Origin of the sequence: Enterobacter sp. CGMCC 5087, from assembly GCF_003144775.1 — a bacterium.
In the GTDB taxonomy this organism is placed as follows: Bacteria; Pseudomonadota; Gammaproteobacteria; order Enterobacterales; family Enterobacteriaceae; genus Enterobacter; species Enterobacter cloacae_M.
This window is the reverse complement of record NZ_QFXN01000216.1, coordinates 42,747-64,443: the sequence shown is the minus strand read 5'-3', so window position 1 is coordinate 64,443 and position 21,697 is coordinate 42,747. Positions and strand designations below refer to the sequence as shown.

General features: G+C 54.5%; 25 protein-coding genes. 7 read left to right on the top strand and 18 right to left on the bottom strand.

The window, feature by feature from the left end; all coding sequences use genetic code 11:
* From recG to gmk, 5 genes are all read right to left on the bottom strand, one after another.
* Positions 1–2,008 (bottom strand): ATP-dependent DNA helicase RecG (gene recG, locus DEO48_RS18105; protein WP_109845897.1); only part of this gene is annotated, 2,008 nt, incomplete at its 3' end.
* Between the two features lie 3 nt (positions 2,009–2,011).
* Entirely contained in the window at positions 2,012–2,701 is a 690-nt protein-coding gene (trmH, locus tag DEO48_RS18100) for a tRNA (guanosine(18)-2'-O)-methyltransferase TrmH (protein WP_045354723.1), read from the bottom strand.
* 4 nt (positions 2,702–2,705) lie between these two features.
* Entirely contained in the window at positions 2,706–4,820 is a 2,115-nt protein-coding gene (spoT, locus tag DEO48_RS18095; protein WP_023309883.1) for a bifunctional GTP diphosphokinase/guanosine-3',5'-bis pyrophosphate 3'-pyrophosphohydrolase, read from the bottom strand.
* A gap of 19 nt (positions 4,821–4,839) precedes the next feature.
* Positions 4,840–5,115, bottom strand: a complete 276-nt coding sequence (gene rpoZ / locus DEO48_RS18090) for a DNA-directed RNA polymerase subunit omega (RefSeq protein WP_000135058.1) — start codon at positions 5,113–5,115, stop codon at positions 4,840–4,842.
* A 54-nt stretch (positions 5,116–5,169) separates the two neighbouring features.
* The gene (gene gmk / locus DEO48_RS18085) at positions 5,170–5,793 is read right to left on the bottom strand and encodes a guanylate kinase (RefSeq protein ID WP_010426438.1); all 624 of its coding nucleotides are present in this window, start codon (positions 5,791–5,793) and stop codon (positions 5,170–5,172) included.
* Positions 5,794–6,044: 251 nt separating this feature from the next.
* Between gmk and ligB the strand changes: the two genes are divergently transcribed.
* On the top strand, positions 6,045–7,715 hold the full coding sequence (gene ligB / locus DEO48_RS18080; RefSeq protein ID WP_109845896.1) for an NAD-dependent DNA ligase LigB: 1,671 nt from the start codon (positions 6,045–6,047) through the stop codon (positions 7,713–7,715).
* Positions 7,716–7,717: 2 nt separating this feature from the next.
* On the opposite strand, the gene DEO48_RS18075 is transcribed toward ligB, so the two are convergent.
* From DEO48_RS18075 to DEO48_RS18050, 6 genes are all read right to left on the bottom strand, one after another.
* Positions 7,718–8,335, bottom strand: coding sequence for a trimeric intracellular cation channel family protein (locus DEO48_RS18075; RefSeq protein ID WP_023334014.1), 618 nt, complete (start codon positions 8,333–8,335; stop codon positions 7,718–7,720).
* A 104-nt stretch (positions 8,336–8,439) separates the two neighbouring features.
* Entirely contained in the window at positions 8,440–8,664 is a 225-nt protein-coding gene (locus tag DEO48_RS18070; RefSeq protein WP_109845895.1) for a hypothetical protein, read from the bottom strand.
* 223 nt (positions 8,665–8,887) lie between these two features.
* Entirely contained in the window at positions 8,888–9,079 is a 192-nt protein-coding gene (locus tag DEO48_RS18065) for a hypothetical protein (RefSeq protein ID WP_109845894.1), read from the bottom strand.
* Positions 9,066–9,260: a hypothetical protein gene (locus tag DEO48_RS18060; protein WP_109845893.1), complete on the bottom strand. Its 195-nt coding sequence runs from the start codon at positions 9,258–9,260 to the stop codon at positions 9,066–9,068. The genes DEO48_RS18065 and DEO48_RS18060 overlap by 14 nt, the downstream gene beginning before the upstream one ends.
* A 207-nt stretch (positions 9,261–9,467) precedes the next feature.
* On the bottom strand, positions 9,468–10,730 hold the full coding sequence (locus tag DEO48_RS18055) for a site-specific integrase (protein ID WP_109845892.1): 1,263 nt from the start codon (positions 10,728–10,730) through the stop codon (positions 9,468–9,470).
* Between the two features lie 191 nt (positions 10,731–10,921).
* Positions 10,922–11,785: a YicC/YloC family endoribonuclease gene (locus DEO48_RS18050; RefSeq protein ID WP_023309886.1), complete on the bottom strand. Its 864-nt coding sequence runs from the start codon at positions 11,783–11,785 to the stop codon at positions 10,922–10,924.
* 125 nt (positions 11,786–11,910) lie between these two features.
* Between DEO48_RS18050 and rph the strand changes: the two genes are divergently transcribed.
* Positions 11,911–12,627, top strand: coding sequence for a ribonuclease PH (rph, locus tag DEO48_RS18045; protein WP_010426431.1), 717 nt, complete (start codon positions 11,911–11,913; stop codon positions 12,625–12,627).
* Between the two features lie 67 nt (positions 12,628–12,694).
* Entirely contained in the window at positions 12,695–13,336 is a 642-nt protein-coding gene (pyrE, locus tag DEO48_RS18040) for an orotate phosphoribosyltransferase (protein WP_109845891.1), read from the top strand.
* 40 nt (positions 13,337–13,376) lie between these two features.
* Here the strand turns inward: pyrE and slmA are convergent, their stop codons facing one another.
* From slmA to coaBC, 3 genes are all read right to left on the bottom strand, one after another.
* Positions 13,377–13,973: a nucleoid occlusion factor SlmA gene (slmA, locus tag DEO48_RS18035; protein ID WP_010426428.1), complete on the bottom strand. Its 597-nt coding sequence runs from the start codon at positions 13,971–13,973 to the stop codon at positions 13,377–13,379.
* A 120-nt stretch (positions 13,974–14,093) separates the two neighbouring features.
* Positions 14,094–14,552, bottom strand: a complete 459-nt coding sequence (gene dut, locus DEO48_RS18030; protein WP_008502691.1) for a dUTP diphosphatase — start codon at positions 14,550–14,552, stop codon at positions 14,094–14,096.
* A complete protein-coding gene (gene coaBC / locus DEO48_RS18025) occupies positions 14,530–15,741 on the bottom strand; it encodes a bifunctional phosphopantothenoylcysteine decarboxylase/phosphopantothenate--cysteine ligase CoaBC (RefSeq protein WP_109845898.1) in 1,212 nt (403 codons plus the stop codon). The genes dut and coaBC overlap by 23 nt, the downstream gene beginning before the upstream one ends.
* A gap of 169 nt (positions 15,742–15,910) precedes the next feature.
* Between coaBC and radC the strand changes: the two genes are divergently transcribed.
* The 4 genes from radC to mutM all read left to right on the top strand — a co-directional run bounded on the left by radC (position 15,911) and on the right by mutM (position 18,106).
* Positions 15,911–16,579: a DNA repair protein RadC gene (gene radC / locus DEO48_RS18020; RefSeq protein ID WP_023309889.1), complete on the top strand. Its 669-nt coding sequence runs from the start codon at positions 15,911–15,913 to the stop codon at positions 16,577–16,579.
* Between the two features lie 218 nt (positions 16,580–16,797).
* Positions 16,798–17,034 carry a 50S ribosomal protein L28 gene (gene rpmB / locus DEO48_RS18015; protein WP_002436699.1) on the top strand — a complete coding sequence of 79 codons (237 nt, stop codon included), beginning with the start codon at positions 16,798–16,800 and terminating at the stop codon, positions 17,032–17,034.
* 22 nt (positions 17,035–17,056) lie between these two features.
* Positions 17,057–17,224 carry a 50S ribosomal protein L33 gene (rpmG, locus tag DEO48_RS18010; protein ID WP_003024094.1) on the top strand — a complete coding sequence of 56 codons (168 nt, stop codon included), beginning with the start codon at positions 17,057–17,059 and terminating at the stop codon, positions 17,222–17,224.
* Positions 17,225–17,296: 72 nt separating this feature from the next.
* Positions 17,297–18,106, top strand: coding sequence for a bifunctional DNA-formamidopyrimidine glycosylase/DNA-(apurinic or apyrimidinic site) lyase (gene mutM / locus DEO48_RS18005; RefSeq protein ID WP_023309890.1), 810 nt, complete (start codon positions 17,297–17,299; stop codon positions 18,104–18,106).
* Positions 18,107–18,108: 2 nt separating this feature from the next.
* Here the strand turns inward: mutM and coaD are convergent, their stop codons facing one another.
* The 4 genes from coaD to DEO48_RS17985 all read right to left on the bottom strand — a co-directional run bounded on the left by coaD (position 18,109) and on the right by DEO48_RS17985 (position 21,692).
* Positions 18,109–18,588: a pantetheine-phosphate adenylyltransferase gene (coaD, locus tag DEO48_RS18000; protein WP_109845890.1), complete on the bottom strand. Its 480-nt coding sequence runs from the start codon at positions 18,586–18,588 to the stop codon at positions 18,109–18,111.
* Positions 18,589–18,591: 3 nt separating this feature from the next.
* Positions 18,592–19,362, bottom strand: coding sequence for a glycosyltransferase family 2 protein (locus tag DEO48_RS17995; protein ID WP_109845889.1), 771 nt, complete (start codon positions 19,360–19,362; stop codon positions 18,592–18,594).
* Positions 19,362–20,636: a lipid IV(A) 3-deoxy-D-manno-octulosonic acid transferase gene (gene waaA, locus DEO48_RS17990; RefSeq protein WP_029740803.1), complete on the bottom strand. Its 1,275-nt coding sequence runs from the start codon at positions 20,634–20,636 to the stop codon at positions 19,362–19,364. The genes DEO48_RS17995 and waaA overlap by 1 nt, the downstream gene beginning before the upstream one ends.
* 66 nt (positions 20,637–20,702) lie before the next feature.
* Positions 20,703–21,692, bottom strand: coding sequence for a glycosyltransferase (locus DEO48_RS17985; RefSeq protein ID WP_109845888.1), 990 nt, complete (start codon positions 21,690–21,692; stop codon positions 20,703–20,705).
* Positions 21,693–21,697 lie beyond the last annotated feature (5 nt).

Genomic DNA, 21,697 nt, shown 5'->3' with positions numbered 1-21,697 from the left:
CGTGAATATGGCGGGCGAGGCGCTGAACTTCGGGGATCATGGCCTGATCGCGCAGCAAATCCGCCACTTTGAATTCAGCGTTGCCCGTCTGACGCGTGCCCAGCAGTTCGCCCGGGCCGCGGATCTCCAGGTCTTTTTGCGCAATGACAAACCCGTCGTTACTGTCGCGCAGCACCTGCAACCGCATCTGGGCGGTTTTCGAGAGCGGGGCTTTGTAAAGCAGGACGCAGTGGGACGCTACCGCACCACGCCCAACGCGTCCGCGCAGCTGGTGGAGCTGGGCAAGACCCAGGCGCTCCGGGTTTTCGATGATCATCAGGCTGGAATTCGGGACGTCCACGCCGACTTCGATCACCGTGGTGGCGATCAGCAGATGTAAATCACCCTGTTTGAACGACTGCATCACCGCCTGTTTTTCGGCGGGCTTCATGCGTCCGTGAACCAGACCCACGTTCAGCTCCGGCAGCGCCAGCTTAAGCTCTTCCCACGTGGCTTCGGCAGCCTGCGCTTCCAGCAGTTCAGATTCTTCAATCAGCGTACAGACCCAGTAGGCCTGACGCCCTTCCTGGGTGCAGGCGTTGCGCACGCGGTCAATAATATCGCTGCGACGCGTGTCAGGAATCGCGACCGTTGTGACCGGCGTACGTCCCGGCGGCAGTTCGTCGATGGTGGAGGTATCCAGATCGGCGTAGGCGGTCATTGCCAGGGTGCGCGGGATCGGCGTGGCGGTCATGATCAGCTGATGCGGGTGGAAGCCCTGTTGAAGGCCTTTTTCCCACAGCGCAAGACGCTGATGGACGCCAAAGCGGTGTTGTTCATCGATAATCACCAGCGCAAGGCCGCTGAACTGCACCTGCTCCTGGAAGATAGCGTGCGTGCCGACAATCATCTGCACCTGCCCACTGGCAATAGCCTCCTGTTGCGCAAGGCGCGCTTTGCCTTTTTGCTTCCCTGCAAGCCAGCCCACTTCAATCCCCAGCGGCGCAAACCAGGCGCGGAAATTGTTGGCGTGCTGTTCAGCCAGCAGCTCGGTCGGCGCCATTAGCGCCACCTGTTTACCGTGGGCAATCGCGCGCAGGGCCGCCAGCGCGGCAACCAGCGTTTTACCGGAGCCCACGTCGCCCTGCACCAGGCGCATCATCGGCACGTCGAGCGCCATATCGCGTTCAATCTCGGCGGTGACGCGCGCCTGCGCGCCGGTGGGTTTAAACGGCAGCGAGGCCAGCAGCTTATCTTTGAGCGCATCATTCTGGCTTAACGGCTGAGCGTGGAAACGCTGCGCGCCCGCGCGAAGCGCCAGCATGCTCAGGTTATGTGCCAGTAATTCCTCAAGGATAAGACGCTGTTGGGCGGGGTGTTTGCCGCTTTCTAAATCGCTGAGCTGCAGCGTTGGCGGCGGTCGATGCAGGGTTCGCAGCGCCTCGGGCAGGCTCATCATGCCCTGCGCCAGCTCGGGCGGCAGCAGCTCGGTAATTGCGCAGGTATCCAGCAGCTCCAGCGCCTGATCGGTGAGCTTACGCAGCGTCGCCTGCTTGATGCCTTCGGTCGTCGGGTAAACCGGGGTAAGCGTCTCCTGCATTTCCGGCGTGCTGAGATCGCCCTGCACGCGGTACTCCGGGTGGATCATCTCTGCGCCGTATTTCCCGCGTTTGGCTTCGCCATAGGCCAGCACCCTGCGGCCCGTCGCCAGGCTGTTTTTCATCGCCGCGCTGAAGTTGAAAAAACGCATGGTGAGAATGCCGGTGCCGTCGCTGATCTGGCAGGTCATCATCCGGCGTCCGCCGAAGGTGATGTTGCAGTTCAGGACTTCGCCTTCAACGGTGGCGTAAATGGCGGGAAGGAGATCGCCAATCTTGTAGAGCTGAGTGCGGTCTTCGTAACGCAGGGGGAGGTGAAGCAGGAGATCCTGCACGGTGTGCAGGCCAATTTTTGCCAGCTTATTGCTTTGCGCCGCGCCCACGCCCGTCAGGCTGTTAAGCGGGATGGCATCCAGCAGGCGGCCTTTCATCGCTTACCCGGCGTACTGCATGGTGGCCCACCACTCGGCATCGGCTTCAATTTCGCCCTGCGCGTTGACGTGGGGGTAAGGCAATTTTTTCTGCTTCGCAACGCGAGCCAGCACCGGATAACCACCTTCAAACAGCAGGCGCTGCTGTTCATCTTCCGGCAGCATGCTGTTGCTGCGCTCGTACATCCCGGCGTTCTGACGCTGACGCTGCGCTTCATACAGAATGAGTGCGGACGCCACGGAGACGTTCAAAGACTGCACCATGCCGATCATCGGAATGATAATGTCACGATCCGCCAGATCCAGCGCTTCCCGGGAGATCCCGGTTTTCTCCTGACCCATCAAAATGCAGGTCGGGCGGGTGTAGTCGATCTCGCGGAAATCTACGGCTTTAGCGGACAGGTTAGTGGCAAGGATCTGCATCCCGCGCCCTTTCAGGTGCGATACGGCTTCGCCAATGGTGTGATGATTTTTGACAGACACCCAGCTGTTGCTGCCTGCCGCCGCCGAGACCGTATTGCGCATACGGCCGTCCGGCCAGACGGCATGCACTTCATGCACACCGACGGCATCTGCGGTACGGACGATAGCAGAGACGTTATGAGGTTTATGCACCTGCTCCATGCAGACCGTCAGGTCAGGCTGACGCCTGGCGAGCATTTCGCAGATACGTGCATAACGTTGTGAATTCATAAACCTAGTTTCGGTTTCGGGTGACTTTAATCACGTCCGGCATGACGCGGATCTTGCGCATAATATTCGCCAGATGCACGCGGTCGCGGGCGGTCAGACGAATAAAGGCGCTGTACACGCGGCCATCTTTTTCTTCCGTATTCAGGCTTTGAATGTTGGAAGAAGCCGTGTTGATCGCTGCCGTCAGGTTCGCCAGGGCACCCTGATGGTTGAACATATCCACCTTAATTTCGGTGATAAATTCCTGCGCCGTCTCTTTATCCCACTCGACCGCCATAAACTTCTCGGCCTCTTTCTGGTAGCCGCGAATGTTACGACAGGATTCGTGGTGGATAACCAGCCCTTTGCCCGGGCTGACGTGCGCAATAATCGGGTCGCCAGGTATTGGACGGCAACATTTTGCGAAGGTGATCAGCACCCCATCCGCGCCTTTAATCGGCAGGTGTCCGTGGCTTTGCGTGGTTGCAGGCACCGCTGTCGTGTCGCCTTGCTGCAGGTTCTTCGCCACCACCACGCTCATGGCGTTGCCGAGGCCAATCTCTGCCAGCAGGTCATCAAGCGACGCGAGCTTCATGCGCTCCAGCTCGCGCTGGACGTTCTCCTGCGGAATTTCAGCCAGCTTACGGCTGCCGCCCAACGCGTGGTTGAGCAGACGACGCCCCAGGCTGACGGAATCATCACGCTTGAGGTTTTTCAGCAGCTGGCGAATTTTGGCGCGTGCTTTGGAGCTCACGACAAAGTTCAGCCAGGCCGCGTTCGGACGTGCGCCCGGGGCGGTAATAATTTCTACCGTCTGGCCGCTGGAGAGCGGCTGAGAGAGCGGGTAAGGCTGTCTGTCAACGCGCGCGCCGACGCAGGCATGTCCGATATCGGTGTGCACGGCGTAAGCGAAGTCGACCGGCGTTGCGCCTGCAGGCAGTTCGACAATGCGGCCTTCTGGGGTGAAAACGTAAATCTCATCCGGGAAGAGATCGGATTTAACGCTCTCGATAAATTCAAACGAGCTACCCGCACTCTGCTGAAGCTCCAGCAGGCTCTGCATCCAGCGCTGGGCGCGGATTTGTGCGGTCGTGCTGCTTTCGCCACCGTGCTCTTTATACGCCCAGTGTGCGGCAACCCCCATCTCTGCCATCTGGTCCATGTCTTCGGTGCGAATTTGCACCTCAACAGGCACGCCGTGTGGCCCGATCATCGAGGTGTGCAAAGATTGATAGCCGTTCGCTTTTGGGATAGCGATGTAATCTTTCATGCGCCCCGGACGCGGTTTGTAGAGGCTGTGCATCTGCCCCAGCACGCGATAGCAGGTGTCCGAGTCGTGGACGATCACGCGGAAAGCGTAGATATCCATGATCGAGTGAAAACGCTGCTCTTTGAGCACCATTTTGCAGTAGATGGAGTACAAATGTTTTTCACGACCGCTGACGCGGCACGGGATTCCCGCTTCCTGTAAGCGCCCTTCAATTTCCGAGAGGATTTTTTGAATCATCTCTTTACGGTTACCGCGTGCGGCTTTCACCACCTCTTTAATCACGCGATAGCGGTTCGGGTACAACGCTTCAAAACCTAGCTCTTCCAGCTCGGTTTTAATGTGGTGAATACCTAAACGGTGCGCCAGCGGACTGTAGATTTCGAGAGTTTCACGGGCAATGCGGCGACGTTTATCCGGGCGAAGTGAGCCCAGCGTGCGCATGTTGTGGGTACGGTCAGCGAGTTTGATGAGAATGACGCGGATATCCTGCACCATCGCCATAATCATCTTGCGGAAGTTTTCGGCTTGCGCCTCTTTCTTGTCGCGGAAATTCAGCTTATCAAGCTTAGAGACCCCTTCCACCAGTTCGGCAACGCTTTTGCCAAACAGCTGTTCCATGTCCTGATAGGTGGCAGGGGTATCTTCGATCACGTCATGCAGCAGAGCGGCCATCAGCGTTTCGTAGTCGAGTTTCATCTCGGCCAGAATACAGGCCACCGCTACCGGGTGCGTGATATAGGGTTCACCGCTTGAACGTGTCTGGCCCTCGTGAGCGTCACGTGCAACGAGATACGCCTGCTGAAGACGCTTAATCTGGTCTTCAGGCAGGTAGGTTTGAATCAGTTGATTCAGGCTTTCAAACAGATACAAGGGCGACCCGCAGGTTTAATTAACGACGACCTTCAGCAATAGCGGTTACGGCCTGCAGTTCTGCGGCTTCCTGCTCTTGCTGCTCCTGGCGCTCACGCACGTCGAGGATCTGGTTGTTGATCAGACCTTCTTCGATTTCGCGAAGTGCAATAACGGTGGTTTTATCGTTTTCTTCCGGTACCAGCGGATCTTTACCGCCTACCTGCATCTGACGAGCGCGACGCGCGGCGACCAGCACCAGGTCAAAACGGTTACCAATTTTCTCTACAGCGTCCTGAACAGTTACGCGTGCCATACTTAAAATGCTCCACAGGTGAAGAAATGACTGGGCATGATACTGAAAGTGGGTTCAGTCTGCCAACAGTTTGGTGATTAATGCGTCATGTCGCTGCTTCTGGCGGCTCATACGCAGACGTTCTGCACGAAGAATGGTTTTGAGATCGCTCAGTGCGGCATCAAAATCATCGTTCACAATAAGGTAATCATATTCCGCGTAATGGCTCATTTCTGCAACAGCCTGTTCCATACGCTTTGCGATCACTTCTTCGCTGTCTTGACCGCGGCCACGCAGGCGGCGATCCAGCTCATCTTTCGATGGCGGTAAAATAAAGATACTGCGCGAATCAGGCATTTTCTTGCGAATTTGCTGTGCGCCCTGCCAGTCGATATCCAGGAACACATTCACGCCCGTGGCCAGAACCTGCTCAATGGTTTCACGCGAGGTACCGTAGTAATTACCGAATACTTCAGCGTGTTCAAGAAACGCGTCTCTGCCGATCATCGCTCTGAATTCGTCGTGATCCACAAAGAAATAGTGTTCACCGTGCACTTCACCCGGACGCGGCGCTCGCGTGGTGTGAGAAACAGAAACCTGTGTGTCGTACAACGGTTGGGTTTTTAACAGTGCCTGAATAAGGCTGGATTTACCCGCGCCACTAGGGGCAGAAACAATATAAAGCGTGCCTTGAGCCATGAGAGTCTTTTGTATGTGTTAACGAAGAAGTCCTACATACGGGCTTATTATACACGTCACCGCCGTGTGACGTAGCCTTTGTCACACTTTTTCCCCTGGATTATTGAATTTTGCGTGCCGTTTTCAGGTTTTATCTGTGGTTTTCAGCAACCAAAAGAAACACCGGATAGCCTCTCGCATTGTGAAACGTTGCTGTTAGCGTTGTTTCAAGCATCCGGGTATACCTCCTGCAATGCAAAGGAGGGGTAGCGATGTGGCGATGGATAAGCGGGTTAATGCTGTTGTGGTGTGGCTATGGCGCGGCGGTGTGTCCGGTGTGGTCGCAGGCAAAAGCAGAAAAAGAGATGGCGTCGTTAAGCGCGCAAATCAAAGGCTGGGATGAGGCCTACTGGAAGCAGGGCGTGAGTGAGATCAACGACGAGGTTTACGACCAGCTTCACGGGCGGTTAATGCAGTGGCAGCGCTGTTTTGGCAGCGAGCCTTCAGAAGAGAAACTCCCTACGCTGGCGGGAAGCGTAAAACATCCTGTTGCCCATACGGGCGTACATAAAGTGGCCAGCAAAGAGGAGTTGAGACAGTGGATGCGTGCCCGACAGCATCTGTGGATGCAGCCGAAAGTTGATGGTGTGGCGGTGACGCTGGTCTATCGTGACGGGAAGTTAACCCAGGCTATCAGTCGCGGTGATGGCCTGAAAGGGGAAGACTGGACCGGGAAGGTGCGTTTAATCCCGTCTGTTCCGCAAAAGCTCACCGGCACGCTGGCGAATAGCGTCTTACAGGGCGAGCTTTTCTGGTTACGCGACAATCACATTCAGCAGCAGATGGGCGGAATGAACGCTCGCGCAAAGGTGGCAGGGGCGATGATGCGGCAAAAGGATAACTCGCTATTGAGCAAGATCGGCGTATTCATCTGGGCCTGGCCGGACGGACCGAAAGATATGCGTATCTCTTTAGCTGAACTGTCTCAGGCCGGTTTTACGCTGTCGGCACGGTATACGCTACCCGCCGAATCTGTCGATGCCGTCGAGAAGCAGCGCGCGGCCTGGCACGTGACCGCATTACCCTTTGCCACGGATGGGATTGTGGTGCGTTCGGAGGATGAACCCGCGGGTGAAGAGTGGTTACCGGGAGAAGGCAGCTGGGTTGTCGCGTGGAAATATCCTCCCGCAGCCCAGGTTGCAGAGGTGAGTGATATTCATTTTTCCGTGGGGCGCACGGGCAAAATTTCCGTTGTAGCAGCGCTGGAGCCCGTACAACTGGATGATAAACAGGTGCAGCGGGTGAGTCTGGGCTCGGTTGGGCGCTGGCAGAGTCTGGATATTGCTACGGGGGATCAGATACAGATCAGCCTGGCCGGGCAGGGTATCCCCCGGTTTGATAAGGTGCTCTGGCGCGGAACGGACAGACATAAACCAGAGCCACCGGCCTCACGCTATCATGCTCTTAGCTGTTTCTATGCTTCACCGGAGTGTATGGAGCAGTTCTTTGCCCGGCTGACCTGGCTCAGTTCAAAGCAGGTACTTGATATTGAAGGAGTAGGCGAGTCAGGCTGGCGAACCCTCTGGCAGGCGCATCATTTTGAACATCTCTTTTCATGGCTGTTATTAACGCAGGCGCAGCTGCAGGCTACACCGGGATTTTCCTCAGCACGCGGGCTGGCGCTCTGGCATCGATTTAATCTGGTGCGCGAGAAGCCGTTTATCCGCTGGCTCATGGCAATGGGTGTGCCATTGACCCAGGCTTCGCTGAAGGAGATGGGAGACATATCGTGGCAGAAGATGAGCGGGCGCAACGCAAAGGACTGGCAGACCCTGCCGGGAACAGGAGAGGAAAAAGCGCGACAAATCGTTAACTGGATTCACGCCCCTCAGATTGATGTGCTGGCGAAATGGCTCGCTGAACAGCACATCAACGGGTTCTGAAGCTAGTGGGCGCTGTGTTTGTAATGAAAAACGGGCAGCCCGAGCTTCAGACGCAGCGCCAGCATGCGGGCCGTAAAGCCAAACAGCAGCGTCGAGATGACCACCACGTCATGGTTAGAAACATAATGCTGCAGAGCGATATAAAGCACTGCTGCCGCAAAGGAGATGCCGGCATACAGCTCTTTTTGAAAGACCAGGGGGATGCGTTTGCAGAACATATCTCGCAGCACACCGCCGAATACGCCCGTGACCACGGCGGCGATGGTGGCGATAACCGGTCCTTCCCCCATATCGAGCGCGATTTGCGCGCCGATGATCGAAAAGACAATCAGCCCCAGCGCATCAAGCACAAGGAACAGGCGGCGAAGATGGGGCATAACGGGTGCCACTATGGTGGTTAACACGGCGGCCGTCGCCACAATAATCACGTACTCAGGGTGTTTAACCCAGCCGAGCGGGTAATGGCCAAGCAGAATATCGCGCACGGAACCACCGCCCAGTGCGGTTGCCGTAGCAATAATGATCACGCCGAAGGTGTCCATACGGCGACGCCCGGCGGCAAGTGCGCCGGTCATGGCTTCTGCGGTGATGCCAATGAGATAAAGGATGTGAAGCAGCATATACCCTCCGGTGTGAACGCGGGGGAGGTTAGCGATTTGTGCGCAAGATCACGATTGAGATTTTCTAAGGCAAGTCAGTTTGCCCTATAAATTTTTATCAAGTTCTATAGAGAAAGCTTGATGGAAGGCGGCAAAGCGACAAAATTGGCGTTAGGATGGATTAGAAATAGTAATGGGTGGTGCGGTCGACACCACCCGAAAGGCATTGGGTCTGCCAGCATTAATTCAATAGCTTCACGTTGATTTTGCGCAATATCGCCGCCAAATCTGACATTTTCTTGGTCTAGTTTAATGAGATTAAATTTTATTGATCGGATATCTCTTTTCACGAATAGGCATCCTTACTGTGTGTAGAATGCTTAAACTATCAAAGCAGTGTGCAGATATAAAGCACCGCATCGTTGTGGACATCAGTAGACCGGAAAATCTACAGACGTGAATAGTGCGGCTTTCAAGAAGCAGATCAATGTGATTGCAAACAGACCTGGTAGACTCACTAACTTTCAGGGGGAAATGGCATCGAGGTTTTCGGCGATGCCATTGATTATCCTGTCAATTTTTTCCAGCAACTCCGGCAGCGCTGTTAATGACCTCCGCTGCATTTAATGTACTTTTTTTTATGAATTGTTCTGGTGTTTCATCAACAGTATTAGCTGCTTTGTTAATTTTATCTGTTTGATTGACACCAAATCCTACTTTGTACACATGATTTGGTTTTGTTGGTACATTTTTAGGCGTTGCCATCAGTGCCACCGTTGTTGATTTTTTCAGCTCTTTGGATGGTTGATACTTTGATGAACCGGTTAGTGGTGACGGGTTTTCCCGTAGCAGCAGTCATAAGGTTACGTGCTTCATCAATCAATTTTGATTCTTCAGCAGTGAAAGATACACGCTGCTGACGAGACATTCGGTACTGCTCTCCCATAGTGGCCTCCTTTTGGCAATAAAACGGGGTTATGTTATTGGGATGGGTGAAGCAATTTTCAAGCAATCTTATGCGGAAGATTTTTAGGTTTGGAGCCTGTTTGGTCTTCTGACTTATCCCAGACCTACTCCGTTTTGACCACTATTAAGTGATGTTAGCAACATTTGGCACATGATCGACAATCAGTTCATTTATGTGCCATGGCATTTACGCTATGCTCTTTCTCAACGGCGTCACGTTATACCCCTCATCTCTTTCTAAAGAAACCAGCAAGTCAGCCCACAACTCCAACGCCTGCTTCCTCTCATCGAAATACTGATAACGGTTGTATATCCCTTCAACGCCTTTGATTCTGTGATTCAGACAACGCTCTGCAACTACCGGATCAATCCCTAACGCCGCCAGATGCGATCGCGCGGTACGTCGAAAATCATGAATAGTAAAATTCGGTATATCGGGGAGATTACCCTTCACCTTGCTCAATGCTACAGGGAGTGTACTTTCCTGAATGTGAGGAATCATCCGGTGCTGCATCTTTCTTGCTGGAAGCACCCACTGGCTATTGCAGGACATTTGATGCAGTTCCTTCAGCCATTCAAGAGCTACTGCCGGGATAGGTATATCAATCGCATCGCCATTCTTAACCCGCTCTGCGGGTAAACGCCAAACTGCTTCATTAAAATCGAACTCTTCCCAACGTGCACCGCAAAGCTCCATCTTGCGGCAGCAGAACACCAGCAGAAGTTTCATTGTCAGTTCGTTCTGACGTGAGAAACCTTTTGTCATTGGCATTGCCTGTAAGAATCGCGCAAGCTCTTCTCGGCTTAGCCAGCGTTCCCTGCTTTTTTCCTGCCCACCTGCATCATCAATTTCAAACGCGCCGGTAGGGTTTGTGTCCAGCATATGGCGTCTTATACCGTAATCGAAGATACGGCGAGTCCATCGGAGCACATCATTAGCGACTGTAGGTGCACCACGCTGAACTATTTTTTGTAGCATGTCATCAATATCTCTGGGTTTAACCTCTTCAATTCTGAGGCGACCGATTGCCGGATTAATGTCCTTATCAATACGACGACGCAGGATGTCTGGATGCTTCCACCGATTGAGAATCTGGCGTTCAAAGTATTCAGCTGCAAGTTCTGAAACACGTAGTGCGTGCTTTTCATCCTCCATCTTCCTCAGCGCTTCAGCTTTACGTTCTTGCTTTTCCCCCGCAACGTCATAGCCCAATGCAACCCGTGCTGACTGTTCTTTAGCTTTTGCTCGTGCTTTAGCGAGTGACAACTCGGTGTACGTGCCTATGACCAGCGATCGCTGTTTGCCCGCAAAACGATAACGCAAACGCCAAAAGGGTACTGAGTAATTTTCTGGGAAGCACAAATACAGCCCACCCCCATCAGAGCGACCAGCAAAATGCTCACCCGATTTTATCCATGCTCTGATTTGTAAGTCTGTCAGTTTTGCCATGCTTATCTTGTCTCATTGCTGTGTACATAAACTACGTGTCATAAATGCCAGTATGTACACGTCTATGTACATACGAAACACGCGCTCTAGTGATACATCATGAGACTATATAAAACAAAAAAGACCATGATTTACAATGGTCTTTTTATCCTGACGAGACTTAGTGAGACAACGCGAGATCGCGTGAAACGTTACTCGATATTCTGGATCTGCTCGCGCATCTGTTCAATCAGCACTTTCAGCTCAATCGCTGAATTCGTCACTTCTGCATTGATCGACTTAGACGCCAGAGTGTTCGACTCGCGGTTGAACTCCTGCATCATAAAGTCCAGACGGCGGCCCACAGCTTCTTTCTTCTTCAGAATGTTATAGGTTTCTTTAACGTGCGCTTCCAGACGGTCCAGCTCTTCAGCGACATCGATACGCTGCGCCATCAGCACCAGCTCTTGTTCCAGACGGGTGTTTTCCAGCTGAACTTCCGCTTCTTCCAGTTTGGCGACAAGGCGCTCGCGCTGCCATTGCAGCACTTCTGGCATATGGGTGCGGACTTTCGCTACTTCGGTGCTCACGCCTTCAAGGCGCTGCTCAATCATCGCTTTCAGCGCCTGGCCTTCGGTTTCGCGGGCAACGATAAAGTCGTCCAGCGTGCCGTCGAGGGCTGCCAGGATTTCAGCGGCAATAGCATCCAGATCCTGCTCACCGGCCGCCATGACGCCAGGCCAGCGCAGAATATCAACCGGGTTGATTTCGCCTTCATCGCTCTGCATTTTGACCCAGTTCGCTGCATTCACGAGCTGTTTCGCCAGTTTTTCGTTGAGGATGAGCTCGCCCTGTGCGCTGGCATCGGGCTCAAAGCGCAGGTTACATTCCACTTTTCCGCGCGTCAGACGCGTACGGATACGTTCACGTACGACAGGCTCAAGGCTGCGGAACTGCTCCGGCATACGGAAATACGTTTCCAGGTAACGCTGGTTTACCGAGCGCATTTCCCATGTGGCGCTACCCCAGCTACCCTTGATTTCACGCCGGGCGTAGGCGGTCATACTGCGGATCATAGACATTCCCGTTTTTAAAGGAGAGATGGGGGGATTATAGCTTTCGGGGGCTTCTCAGGATAGGAATAAGCGACCTTTATCCGTATAATGCGCAGCCACATTCGTTTCAAGCCGGAGAATCCATCATGCGTCCATCAGGTCGTAGCGCCAACCAGGTGCGTCCCGTCACCCTGACCCGTAACTATACAAAACACGCTGAAGGCTCCGTGCTGGTTGAGTTTGGTGACACTAAAGTGCTGTGCACCGCCTCCATCGAAGAAGGCGTTCCGCGCTTCCTGAAAGGTCAGGGCCAGGGCTGGATAACCGCAGAATACGGCATGCTGCCGCGTGCGACCCATACCCGTAATGCCCGTGAAGCGGCAAAGGGTAAGCAGGGCGGTCGTACCATGGAGATTCAACGTCTGATCGCGCGTGCGCTGCGCGCCGCCGTTGACCTGAAAATCCTCGGCGAATTCACCATCACTCTCGATTGCGACGTCATTCAGGCAGACGGCGGTACGCGTACGGCGTCGATTACCGGTGCCTGCGTGGCGCTGGCCGATGCCCTGAACAAGCTGGTTGCGGCCGGTAAGCTGAAAACCAACCCAATGAAAGGCATGGTTGCGGCGGTTTCAGTTGGTATTGTTAACGGCGAAGCGCTTTGCGATCTGGAATACGTTGAAGATTCCGCAGCCGAAACCGACATGAACGTGGTGATGACCGAAGACGGTCGCATCATTGAGGTGCAGGGCACGGCGGAAGGCGAGCCGTTCACCCACGAAGAGCTTCTCTCCCTGCTGGCGTTGGCCCGAGGAGGAATCGAATCCATTGTAACGACGCAGAAAGCGGCGTTAGAAAATTGATTTTAAAGGCGACCAATGAGTCGCCTTTTTTTTGCCTGTAAGACAGAAAAACCAAAGGAGCAAATCCATGAAATCGTATCAGCGCCAGTTTATTGAGTTTGCGCTTAACAAGCAGGTACTTAAGTTTGGCGAATTTACGCTGAAATCCGGGCGTAAGAGTCCCTACTTCTTCAACGCCGGGCTGTTTAATACCGGGCGCGATCTGGCACTGTTAGGCCGTTTCTATGCCGAAGCGCTGGTGGATTCCGGGATTGATTTTGACCTGCTGTTTGGCCCGGCCTATAAAGGCATTCCAATTGCGACAACCACCGCGGTGGCGCTGGCGGAACACCATGACCGCGACGTGCCGTACTGCTTTAACCGCAAAGAGGCTAAAACCCACGGCGAAGGCGGGAATCTGGTCGGCAGCCCGCTGCAGGGCCGCGTCATGCTGGTCGATGACGTAATCACTGCGGGCACGGCGATCCGCGAATCGATGGAGATTATTCAGGCCAACGGTGCGACGCTTGCTGGCGTGCTGATTTCTCTGGATCGTCAGGAGCGTGGCCGTGGCGAGATTTCCGCTATTCAGGAAGTGGAGCGTGACTATAACTGCAAAGTGACGTCGATTATTACCCTGAAAGAACTGATTGCGTATCTGGAAGAGAAGCCTGAAATGGCGGACCATCTGGCGGCGGTACGTGCGTACCGGGAAGAGTTCGGGGTGTAATTAAATTGCCCGGTGGCGCTACGCTTACCGGGCTTACGGATTACTGCAGCTGAGCAGCCACTAACGGCCAGCGGGCGTCAAAATCGTCCGTTGGACGGTATTTGAATTCGCTACGCACAAAGCGGGAGAGCATCCCTTCACAAAACGCCAGAATCTGGCTTGCCAGCAGCGTCTCATCGATGGTGTAACCTTCGCCTTCACGCATTTTCTTTTCGCGCAGTACCTGGCGCAGCTGCGCTTCAATACGCTCGAAAAGCTGGTTAATGCGGCCCTGCAGTCTGTCCTGTTCAAACATCAGCGCGTGGCCGGTGAGAATGCGGGTTAAGCCCGGATTGCGTTCACCGAAGCCCAGGATTAACAGCACAATCAGACGCAGACGCGCGGTGGTGTCTTTTTCGTCTTTCAGAATCAGGTTGATGCGCGTAATCAGGCTGTCTTCAATAAACTCGATCAGGCTGTCGAACATCCGGGTCTTGCTCGGGAAATGACGGTACAGCGCCGCCTCAGACACGCCTACAGAGGCGGCCAGTTTAGCGGTGGTGATGCGTTGACTGCCATCGCTGGATTCAAGCATCAGAGCCAGAGATTGAAGTATTTCTTCGCGACGATTCCTTTTCGCAGTTTGTTTTTCTGCCATGTTACAAAATACCCCTGAAAATAAGCACTTGCCAGGCTGGCATCCACACAGCGACCGCAAACGGGCGTTTGCGGTTTGTTATTGCATTATAACGCTGTGAGATACGTGTCTTTCGGGCCGTTATTTGCGCCCGGAATGGCCGAAGCCGCCTTCGCCACGGTCGGTGGCGTCAAAGTCTGCCACCAGGTTAAATTCTGCCTGTACCACCGGTACAAAGACCATCTGGGCGATACGCTCGCCCGGTTCAATGGTGAAGCTGTCCTGACCGCGGTTCCAGACGGAGACCATAAGCTGACCCTGGTAGTCGGAGTCGATCAGGCCCACCAGGTTACCCAGCACAACGCCGTGCTTATGGCCCAGACCAGAACGCGGCAGGATCACCGCTGCCAGAGACGGGTCAGCAATGTGAATTGCCAGGCCAGTTGGAACCAGGGTAGTGGCACCCGGAGCCAGTTCTACGGCGTCATCGAGACAGGCGCGCAGGTCAAGACCGGCAGAACCGGAGGTGGCATAGGTTGGCAGCGGGAATTGCTCGCCAACACGCGGGTCCAGAATCTTAACGTCGATTTTTTTCATCATAACGGGTAACGATCTCGTCCAGTAATTGTTGGCCCAGGAGTTCCTTGCGCTCAAGCGGTAAGACTTTATCTCCATCCTGCCAGAAAAGGTGCAGTGCGTTGCTGTCGCTGTTAAATCCTTGTGTGGCCAGCGATACGTCGTTCGCGCAAATCAAATCGAGGTTTTTGCGGGTACGTTTTTGCCGGGCATATTCTTCCACATTATTCGTTTCTGCGGCAAACCCAACAACGTATGGACGATGGCTTTTTAGTGCGGCGACGCCGGCAACAATGTCCGGGTTTTTCACCATTTTTAGTGTTAATTCATCGCCTTGCTTTTTAATTTTAGCCTCGGCGATCGTCTCGGCACGATAGTCTGCGACGGCCGCACAGCCGATAAAAATATGCTGGCTTTGCGCATGTGCCTGCACGGCGGCTTCCATCTCCAGCGCGGTAGTCACGTCAATTCGCTTCACAAACGCAGGGGTAGGTAGCGATACCGGGCCGCTCACCAGCGTGACGTTCGCGCCACGCCTTGCGGCGGCGGCGGCAATCGCGAAGCCCATTTTGCCGGAGCTGTGGTTGGTGATGTAGCGCACCGGATCCAACGGCTCGCGCGTGGGACCCGCGGTAATCATGATGTTGAGATGTTGCAGATCGTTGACAGGCGAAAAATGGGCTGCGGCCATATCAACAATCGTCAGCGGATCAAGCATGCGACCCGGGCCAACGTCGCCGCAGGCCTGGCTGCCGCTATCCGGACCCCAGATAAGCAGGCCGCGTGAGGCCAGCGTCTCCAGATTATGCTGGGTGGCCGCGTTACGGTACATCTGCTGGTTCATTGCAGGAACGACGGCAACTGGAGCTGGCGTGGCCAGACAAATGGTGGAGACCAGATCGTTTGCCATACCGGCCGCCACCCGAGCGATTAAATCAGCCGTGGCGGGGGCGAGGATAACCAGGTCTGCCCATTTACCCAGCTCAATATGGCCCATCGCGGCTTCGGCGGCCGGATCGAGCAGGCTGTCAGATACCGGGTATCCTGAAACGGCCTGCAGGCTCAGGGGAGTGATAAAGGCTTTACCGCCTTCGGTTATCGCGACCCGCACGTCAGCTCCGCGCTCGCGCAGACGACGCACCAGCTCCGGCGCTTTATAAGCAGCAATGCCGCCGCTCACGCCAAGAACGATTTTTTTACCGGCCAGGCTCATCATGATTCTTTCCTGTTGGGTTTCACCAGAGAGCGGGCATTTTATCACAATCCCCAAAGCGGAGTGATTTTGTACTTCGTCCACTTTGCGAGGCGCTACGCAAGAACGCAACGTGGCCGTCGAGCGACGGATTGGCCTGTGGCAGCATGAGGTTAAAAAGGAGAAGAGCATGGAAGAAGAGGATGAGGAGCTGCTGCCGCGCGAAAAACTGCTGCGCTATGGCGTCACCCTGTTAAAAGACGATGAACTATTGGCGCTCTTTTTACGTACCGGAACGCCCGGAAAAACGGTATTTACGCTGGCAAAAGAGCTGATAGCACATTTCGGTTCGCTGTACGGTTTATTGACCGCCGACCTGGCGCAGTTTAAGCACGTTGAGGGAATTGGCGTGGCGAAATATGCCCAGCTGAGGGGCATTGCTGAACTTGCCCGCCGTTTTTACAATGTCCGCATGGAGAAGGAAGATCCGATCCTGACGCCAGAAATGACGCGCGAATTCCTGCAAAGCCAGTTAACCGATATTGAACGCGAGATCTTTATGGTGATCTTTGTCGATAACAGAAATCGGGTGCTGAAACATAGCTGTCTCTTTGCGGGCACGTTGAGCCACGTTGAGGTGCATCCGCGTGAAATTGTGCGGGAAGCGATAAAAGTGAATGCAGCGGGCGTGATCCTCGCGCATAATCACCCCTCTGGCTGTGCAGAACCGAGCAGAGCGGACAAAGAAATCACCGAACGCATTATCAAATGCTGTCAATTCATGGACATTCGTGTGCTGGACCATCTGATAATTGGCCGCGGTGAGTACATTTCTTTCGCAGAACATGGCTGGATTTAGGCTATTTCTCGCGATCCGTCGGGATCTTTGTCTGTTCGGGACTTGAGCACACCGCCGAGTCAGCGTATACTACGCCACCTTTGAGAATCTCGGGTTTGGCATTTGGGCCTGGCAATCGAGAGTTCACTTAGAACTATGCGATGACCGGGCTGTAAAGCCTGACGAGGCGCCGATACCCCATACGAAGCTCGAGCTAATTTGATTTTTGGAGAATAGACATGTCCCGAGTCTGCCAAGTTACTGGCAAGCGTCCGGTGACCGGTAACAACCGTTCCCACGCACTGAACGCGACTAAACGCCGTTTCCTGCCGAACCTGCACTCTCACCGTTTCTGGGTTGAGAGCGAGAAGCGTTTTGTCACCCTGCGCGTATCTGCTAAAGGTATGCGTGTAATCGATAAGAAAGGCATCGATACAGTTCTGTCCGAACTGCGTGCCCGTGGCGAAAAGTACTAAGTACTTAAAGAGGAAATAAATCATGGCTAAAGGTATTCGCGAGAAAATCAAGCTGGTTTCTTCTGCTGGTACAGGTCACTTCTACACCACCACGAAGAACAAACGTACTAAGCCGGAAAAACTGGAACTGAAAAAATTCGATCCAGTTGTACGCCAGCACGTACTGTACAAAGAAGCTAAAATCAAATAATTTTAGTCTCCTTGTATCGAAAAACCCCGCAACTGCGGGGTTTTTTGCATTCTGTATCTCAACGGAGGAACCATGCCTGAATTACCTGAGGTAGAAACCAGCCGTCGCGGCATTGAGCCCCATTTGGTCGGGGCAACGATTCTTCACGCGGTGGTCCGCAATGGACGTCTGCGCTGGCCGGTGTCCGATGAGATCCATGCCCTGAGCGATAAACCCGTCCTTAGCGTACAGCGTCGCGCTAAGTACCTGCTGCTGGAGCTGCCCGACGGCTGGATTATTATCCACCTGGGGATGTCCGGGAGCCTGCGCATTCTTACCGAAGAACTGCCAGCGGAAAAGCACGACCACGTCGATCTGGTGATGAGCAACGGCAAAGTGCTCCGTTACACCGACCCGCGGCGCTTTGGCGCGTGGCTGTGGACGAAGGAGCTGGAAGGACATAACGTGCTCGCGCACCTGGGCCCGGAACCGCTTTCAGACGCGTTTAACGCGGAATACCTCAAGGCGAAGTGTGCGAAGAAGAAAAGCCCGATTAAGCCCTGGCTGATGGATAACAAGCTGGTGGTCGGCGTGGGGAATATCTACGCCAGCGAATCGCTGTTTGCGGCCGGGATCCATCCCGATCGGCTGGCCTCTTCGCTGTCCGCGCAGGAGTGTGAGCTGCTGGTCCGGGTGATTAAGGCGGTACTACTGCGCTCGATTGAACAGGGCGGGACAACGTTGAAGGACTTCCTGCAGAGTGACGGCAAGCCGGGCTATTTTGCCCAGGAACTTCAGGTGTATGGCCGTAAAGGTGAACCGTGCAGAGTCTGCGGCACGCCCGTTATTGCTACGAAGCACGCCCAGCGCGCCACGTTCTACTGCCGTCAGTGCCAGAAATAGGGTTACTTTAGCTTTTCCATCAATGCCTGGTGGACGTTCGTCGGCAGGAAATGGGAGACATCGCCGTGATGACGCGCCACCTCTTTTACCAGCGTAGAAGAGATAAACGACCACTCTTTGGAGGGCATCAGGAACACGCTCTCCAGCTCCGGCATCAGGTGGCGGTTCATGTGCGCCAGCTGCATCTCATACTCGAAGTCTGCCACCGCGCGTAAACCACGGATAAGAATGTTTGCCTGCTGAGCGCGGGCAAAGTTAGCCATCAGGTCGCTAAACCCGACCACCTCAACATTCGGCAGGTGCGAAATGGCATCGGTGGCGAGCTGTACGCGCTCGTTGAGGTCAAACATCGGCTTTTTGCTGGGGCTGGCGGCAATGGCCAGGATCACCTTGTCGAACATGCACGCCGCACGGGTGATGATATCAAGATGACCGTTGGTGATCGGATCGAAGGTACCCGGATAAATCGCTTTTGTGCTCATGGCTCACGTTTTCTCTGAGTAGCCGCGGCAGAGCGCCCACAGCTCGGTGTATTTGTTGAAAGTATACTGGGCATTCACTACCGCGAGTAACCAGCCCTGCTTACCGTCCAGCACGCCACCACGCAGCAGCAGCGTTTTCAGAAACGCGCCCAGCGTGTGGGTGAAAATACCCGTCAGCGAGGCCTTCTTGCCGCGCTGGTGACGCTCCTGCGCCCATGCGGTGGCATAGTTGAGCTGTTTACGCTGGAAGCTCGCGAAATCACGGCAGGTCAAGTGCAGCAAATCGCCCTTCAGGGGGATCACCTGAGCGCTATCGCAGCTCAGGGATTCATGTACCAGATTGTCGTTGTACTGATACCGCTCGCGTTCGTAGAGGCGCATCACGCGGTCAGGGTACCAGCCGCTGTGGCGCATAAAACGGCCAAGAAAGTAGTTGCGGCGGGCAATGCTGTATACGGCGCCAGCCTGGGGCGAGGAAAGCACAGCCTGAATGGCCTGCTGAAGCTCCGGCGTGATGCGTTCGTCGGTGTCGAGCATCAGGACATAATCACCTGTGGCATACCCCTGCGCACGCTGGCGCTGGATGCCGTAGCCTTGCCAGTCAGCGTCGACAAAGACGTTTGCGCCCGCTGCCCGGGCAACGTCCACCGTGTTGTCCGTACTTCCGGAGTCAAGAATGACTATCTCGTCAGCCCAGGCAACCGACGCCAGGCAGTCCGGAAGCAGGTCGGCGGCGTTTTTGGCGATCATCACGACCGACAGACGCGTTGACATCAGTGGCTCCGCTGGGGCAGATAAGGTTGCAGAAGCTGCAGCAGTCGGGTCAGTGCGCCCTGGTTCTGGTGCAGTACTTCGACGGCATGACGCCCGTACCACAGGCGATAATCTTCGTCAGTCAGAAGGGTCGATACCTCTTTAACCACCGAATCCGCATCGGTCACGGTAATTAAACCATCGGCCTGCTGTAATTTCGCGCAGATATCTTTGAAGTTAAACGTGTGCGGCCCCATCAGTACCGGAATGGCGTGGGCTGCTGGCTCCAGCGGGTTATGACCGCCGCGCTCGACCAGGCTGCCACCGACAAACGCGAGGTCAGCGATTCCGTACAGCAACATCAGTTCGCCCATTGTATCGCCAATCACCACCTGGGTGCTGCCGGAAGGGATTTCACCGCTGCTGCGCAGCGTGAAGCTAAAGCCGCCTTTCTGGACCATTTCACGGGCATCCTTAAAACGCTCCGGATGGCGAGGCACCAGGATCAGCAGTAAATCAGGGAATTTTTCCAGCAGCTTGCGGTGAGCCTGCAGGATGATCTCTTCTTCGCCATCATGGGTACTGGTCGCAATCCAGACCTGACGACGCGGGGCCCACTGGCGACGCAGCGTGATCGCACGAGCGGCGAGTTCAGGGGTAACGGAAATATCGAATTTCAGGCTGCCCGTTACCGCAAGCTGGTTGCGTTTCAGGCCCAGAGAGATAAAGCGTGCTGCATCTTCTTCATTCTGCGCGGCAATCAGCGTGATTTTGCTCAGCAGGCGACGCATAAATTTACCCAGCTTGCCGTAACCTTTCGCCGAGCGCTCTGACAGGCGCGCGTTGGCAATGACCAGCGGAATTTTACGGGCATGCAGGGCGGAAATCATGTTCGGCCACAGTTCGGTTTCCATCACGATCACCAGCTTCGGGCGAACGGTGTTGAGGAAACGATTCATGGCGCAGGGCAGATCGTAAGGCAGATAGACGTGCTGCACGTCTTTGCCGAAAGCGGATAACGCGCGCTCCGAGCCGGTTGGCGTCATCGTCGTGACGGTGATTGGCAGCGAAGGGTAGCGGTGACGCAGGGCGCGAACCAGCGGGATCGCCGCCAGCGTTTCACCGACAGAAACGGAATGCAGCAAAATACCGTCCGGTACGACTTTATTGCGGCAGAAGCCATAGCGTTCAGCCCAGCGTTTACGATACGCAGGCGCTTTCCGGCTACGAAGCAACAGTCTCAGCCACACCAGTGGCTGAATGATGTAGAGCAGAGCGGTATACAACAATTCCAAGCGATTATCCGTTTTTTTAGTTTCGGCGGGCAAATTCTAAGCATTTAGGCCAGGTAAAGCTATCTCTTATGCCAGATACCGTTTCAAACGGAAATAACGTCGACCCAGCCGCCAGCGCAGTCGCGGACTTTTTGCACTTTTCCAGATGAGTTTCCAGATGCCTGTTTCGAAGAACTCTTTAATAATCATTGATTTCTTCTTCTCATCCTTCATGTTGTCGAAGGTGTGAATAATGCCCAGCCCCTCTTTGGCAATTTGCCAGTGGCAGGCAGGGATCCCTTTTACTTTGTCCGGGTAACGCTGATTGATGGCGTCGAGCATCTGCAGGATTTTCATGTAGTGACGCGCGGAGCGAATTAGCGTGTCGTCATTGTCCGGCATATGGGACACCGATGCAGAGTGAATGTAGTAGTCGTAATAACGTTCACTGGTGTACTGAACCCGCTCTGCCGCAAGCAGCACTTCGGTGGTCCACGGAATATCCTGATGGCGCAGGCCGGGTTCGAAATGGAAACTGTGTTGACGGATAAAGTCGTGGCGATAGATGTTCAACCAGGTGACGTGAAGGAATTTACGTGAATCCAGCGCCATTTTTAACCACGCAGGGCCAGCCATGACCCCTGTGGAAGCTAGTTTGTCTTCAGGGAAGATCGGGCGTGAGGGTTTCTTGTTGTTCTCCCAGACGTAGTTCCCGTTACAGGTGGCGACATCCAGATTCTGCGTGACGGCCATATCCAGCAGGCGCTGGTACATGCCGGGTTTAAAGACATCATCAATATCCGGGAAAGAGAGATATTGACCCGTCGCAACGGCCAGACCGGTGTTACGCGCTATGGATACGCCCTGGTTTTGCTGTTCTATAACCTGCATCTGCGGCAGTTTTTCTCGCCAGTTTTCGACGATCTCCATCGAGCGGTCAGTAGAGCCGTCATTGACAATGATGACTTCCATGCTGTCGATGCGTTGATTGACAAGGCAGGTAAAGAACTGATCCAGGAAAGCTTCACCGTTATAAACGGCAACCACCACGCTTAGCAATGGGGCAGAATTTTGCATAAGAA

Bases quoted from the DNA above. Each gene is read 5' to 3' on its own strand.
- trmH (WP_045354723.1), bottom strand. From the start codon at position 2,701: ATGAATTCACAACGTTATGCACGTATCTGCGAAATGCTCGCCAGGCGT.
- rpoZ (WP_000135058.1), bottom strand. From the start codon at position 5,115: ATGGCACGCGTAACTGTTCAGGACGCTGTAGAGAAAATTGGTAACCGT.
- gmk (WP_010426438.1), bottom strand. From the start codon at position 5,793: ATGGCTCAAGGCACGCTTTATATTGTTTCTGCCCCTAGTGGCGCGGGT.
- ligB (WP_109845896.1), top strand. From the start codon at position 6,045: ATGTGGCGATGGATAAGCGGGTTAATGCTGTTGTGGTGTGGCTATGGC.
- DEO48_RS18075 (WP_023334014.1), bottom strand. From the start codon at position 8,335: ATGCTGCTTCACATCCTTTATCTCATTGGCATCACCGCAGAAGCCATG.
- DEO48_RS18065 (WP_109845894.1), bottom strand. From the start codon at position 9,079: ATGGCAACGCCTAAAAATGTACCAACAAAACCAAATCATGTGTACAAA.
- DEO48_RS18060 (WP_109845893.1), bottom strand. From the start codon at position 9,260: ATGGGAGAGCAGTACCGAATGTCTCGTCAGCAGCGTGTATCTTTCACT.
- DEO48_RS18055 (WP_109845892.1), bottom strand. From the start codon at position 10,730: ATGGCAAAACTGACAGACTTACAAATCAGAGCATGGATAAAATCGGGT.
- DEO48_RS18050 (WP_023309886.1), bottom strand. From the start codon at position 11,785: ATGATCCGCAGTATGACCGCCTACGCCCGGCGTGAAATCAAGGGTAGC.
- rph (WP_010426431.1), top strand. From the start codon at position 11,911: ATGCGTCCATCAGGTCGTAGCGCCAACCAGGTGCGTCCCGTCACCCTG.
- pyrE (WP_109845891.1), top strand. From the start codon at position 12,695: ATGAAATCGTATCAGCGCCAGTTTATTGAGTTTGCGCTTAACAAGCAG.
- slmA (WP_010426428.1), bottom strand. From the start codon at position 13,973: ATGGCAGAAAAACAAACTGCGAAAAGGAATCGTCGCGAAGAAATACTT.
- dut (WP_008502691.1), bottom strand. From the start codon at position 14,552: ATGATGAAAAAAATCGACGTTAAGATTCTGGACCCGCGTGTTGGCGAG.
- coaBC (WP_109845898.1), bottom strand. From the start codon at position 15,741: ATGAGCCTGGCCGGTAAAAAAATCGTTCTTGGCGTGAGCGGCGGCATT.
- radC (WP_023309889.1), top strand. From the start codon at position 15,911: ATGGAAGAAGAGGATGAGGAGCTGCTGCCGCGCGAAAAACTGCTGCGC.
- rpmB (WP_002436699.1), top strand. From the start codon at position 16,798: ATGTCCCGAGTCTGCCAAGTTACTGGCAAGCGTCCGGTGACCGGTAAC.
- rpmG (WP_003024094.1), top strand. From the start codon at position 17,057: ATGGCTAAAGGTATTCGCGAGAAAATCAAGCTGGTTTCTTCTGCTGGT.
- mutM (WP_023309890.1), top strand. From the start codon at position 17,297: ATGCCTGAATTACCTGAGGTAGAAACCAGCCGTCGCGGCATTGAGCCC.
- coaD (WP_109845890.1), bottom strand. From the start codon at position 18,588: ATGAGCACAAAAGCGATTTATCCGGGTACCTTCGATCCGATCACCAAC.
- DEO48_RS17995 (WP_109845889.1), bottom strand. From the start codon at position 19,362: ATGTCAACGCGTCTGTCGGTCGTGATGATCGCCAAAAACGCCGCCGAC.
- DEO48_RS17985 (WP_109845888.1), bottom strand. From the start codon at position 21,692: ATGCAAAATTCTGCCCCATTGCTAAGCGTGGTGGTTGCCGTTTATAAC.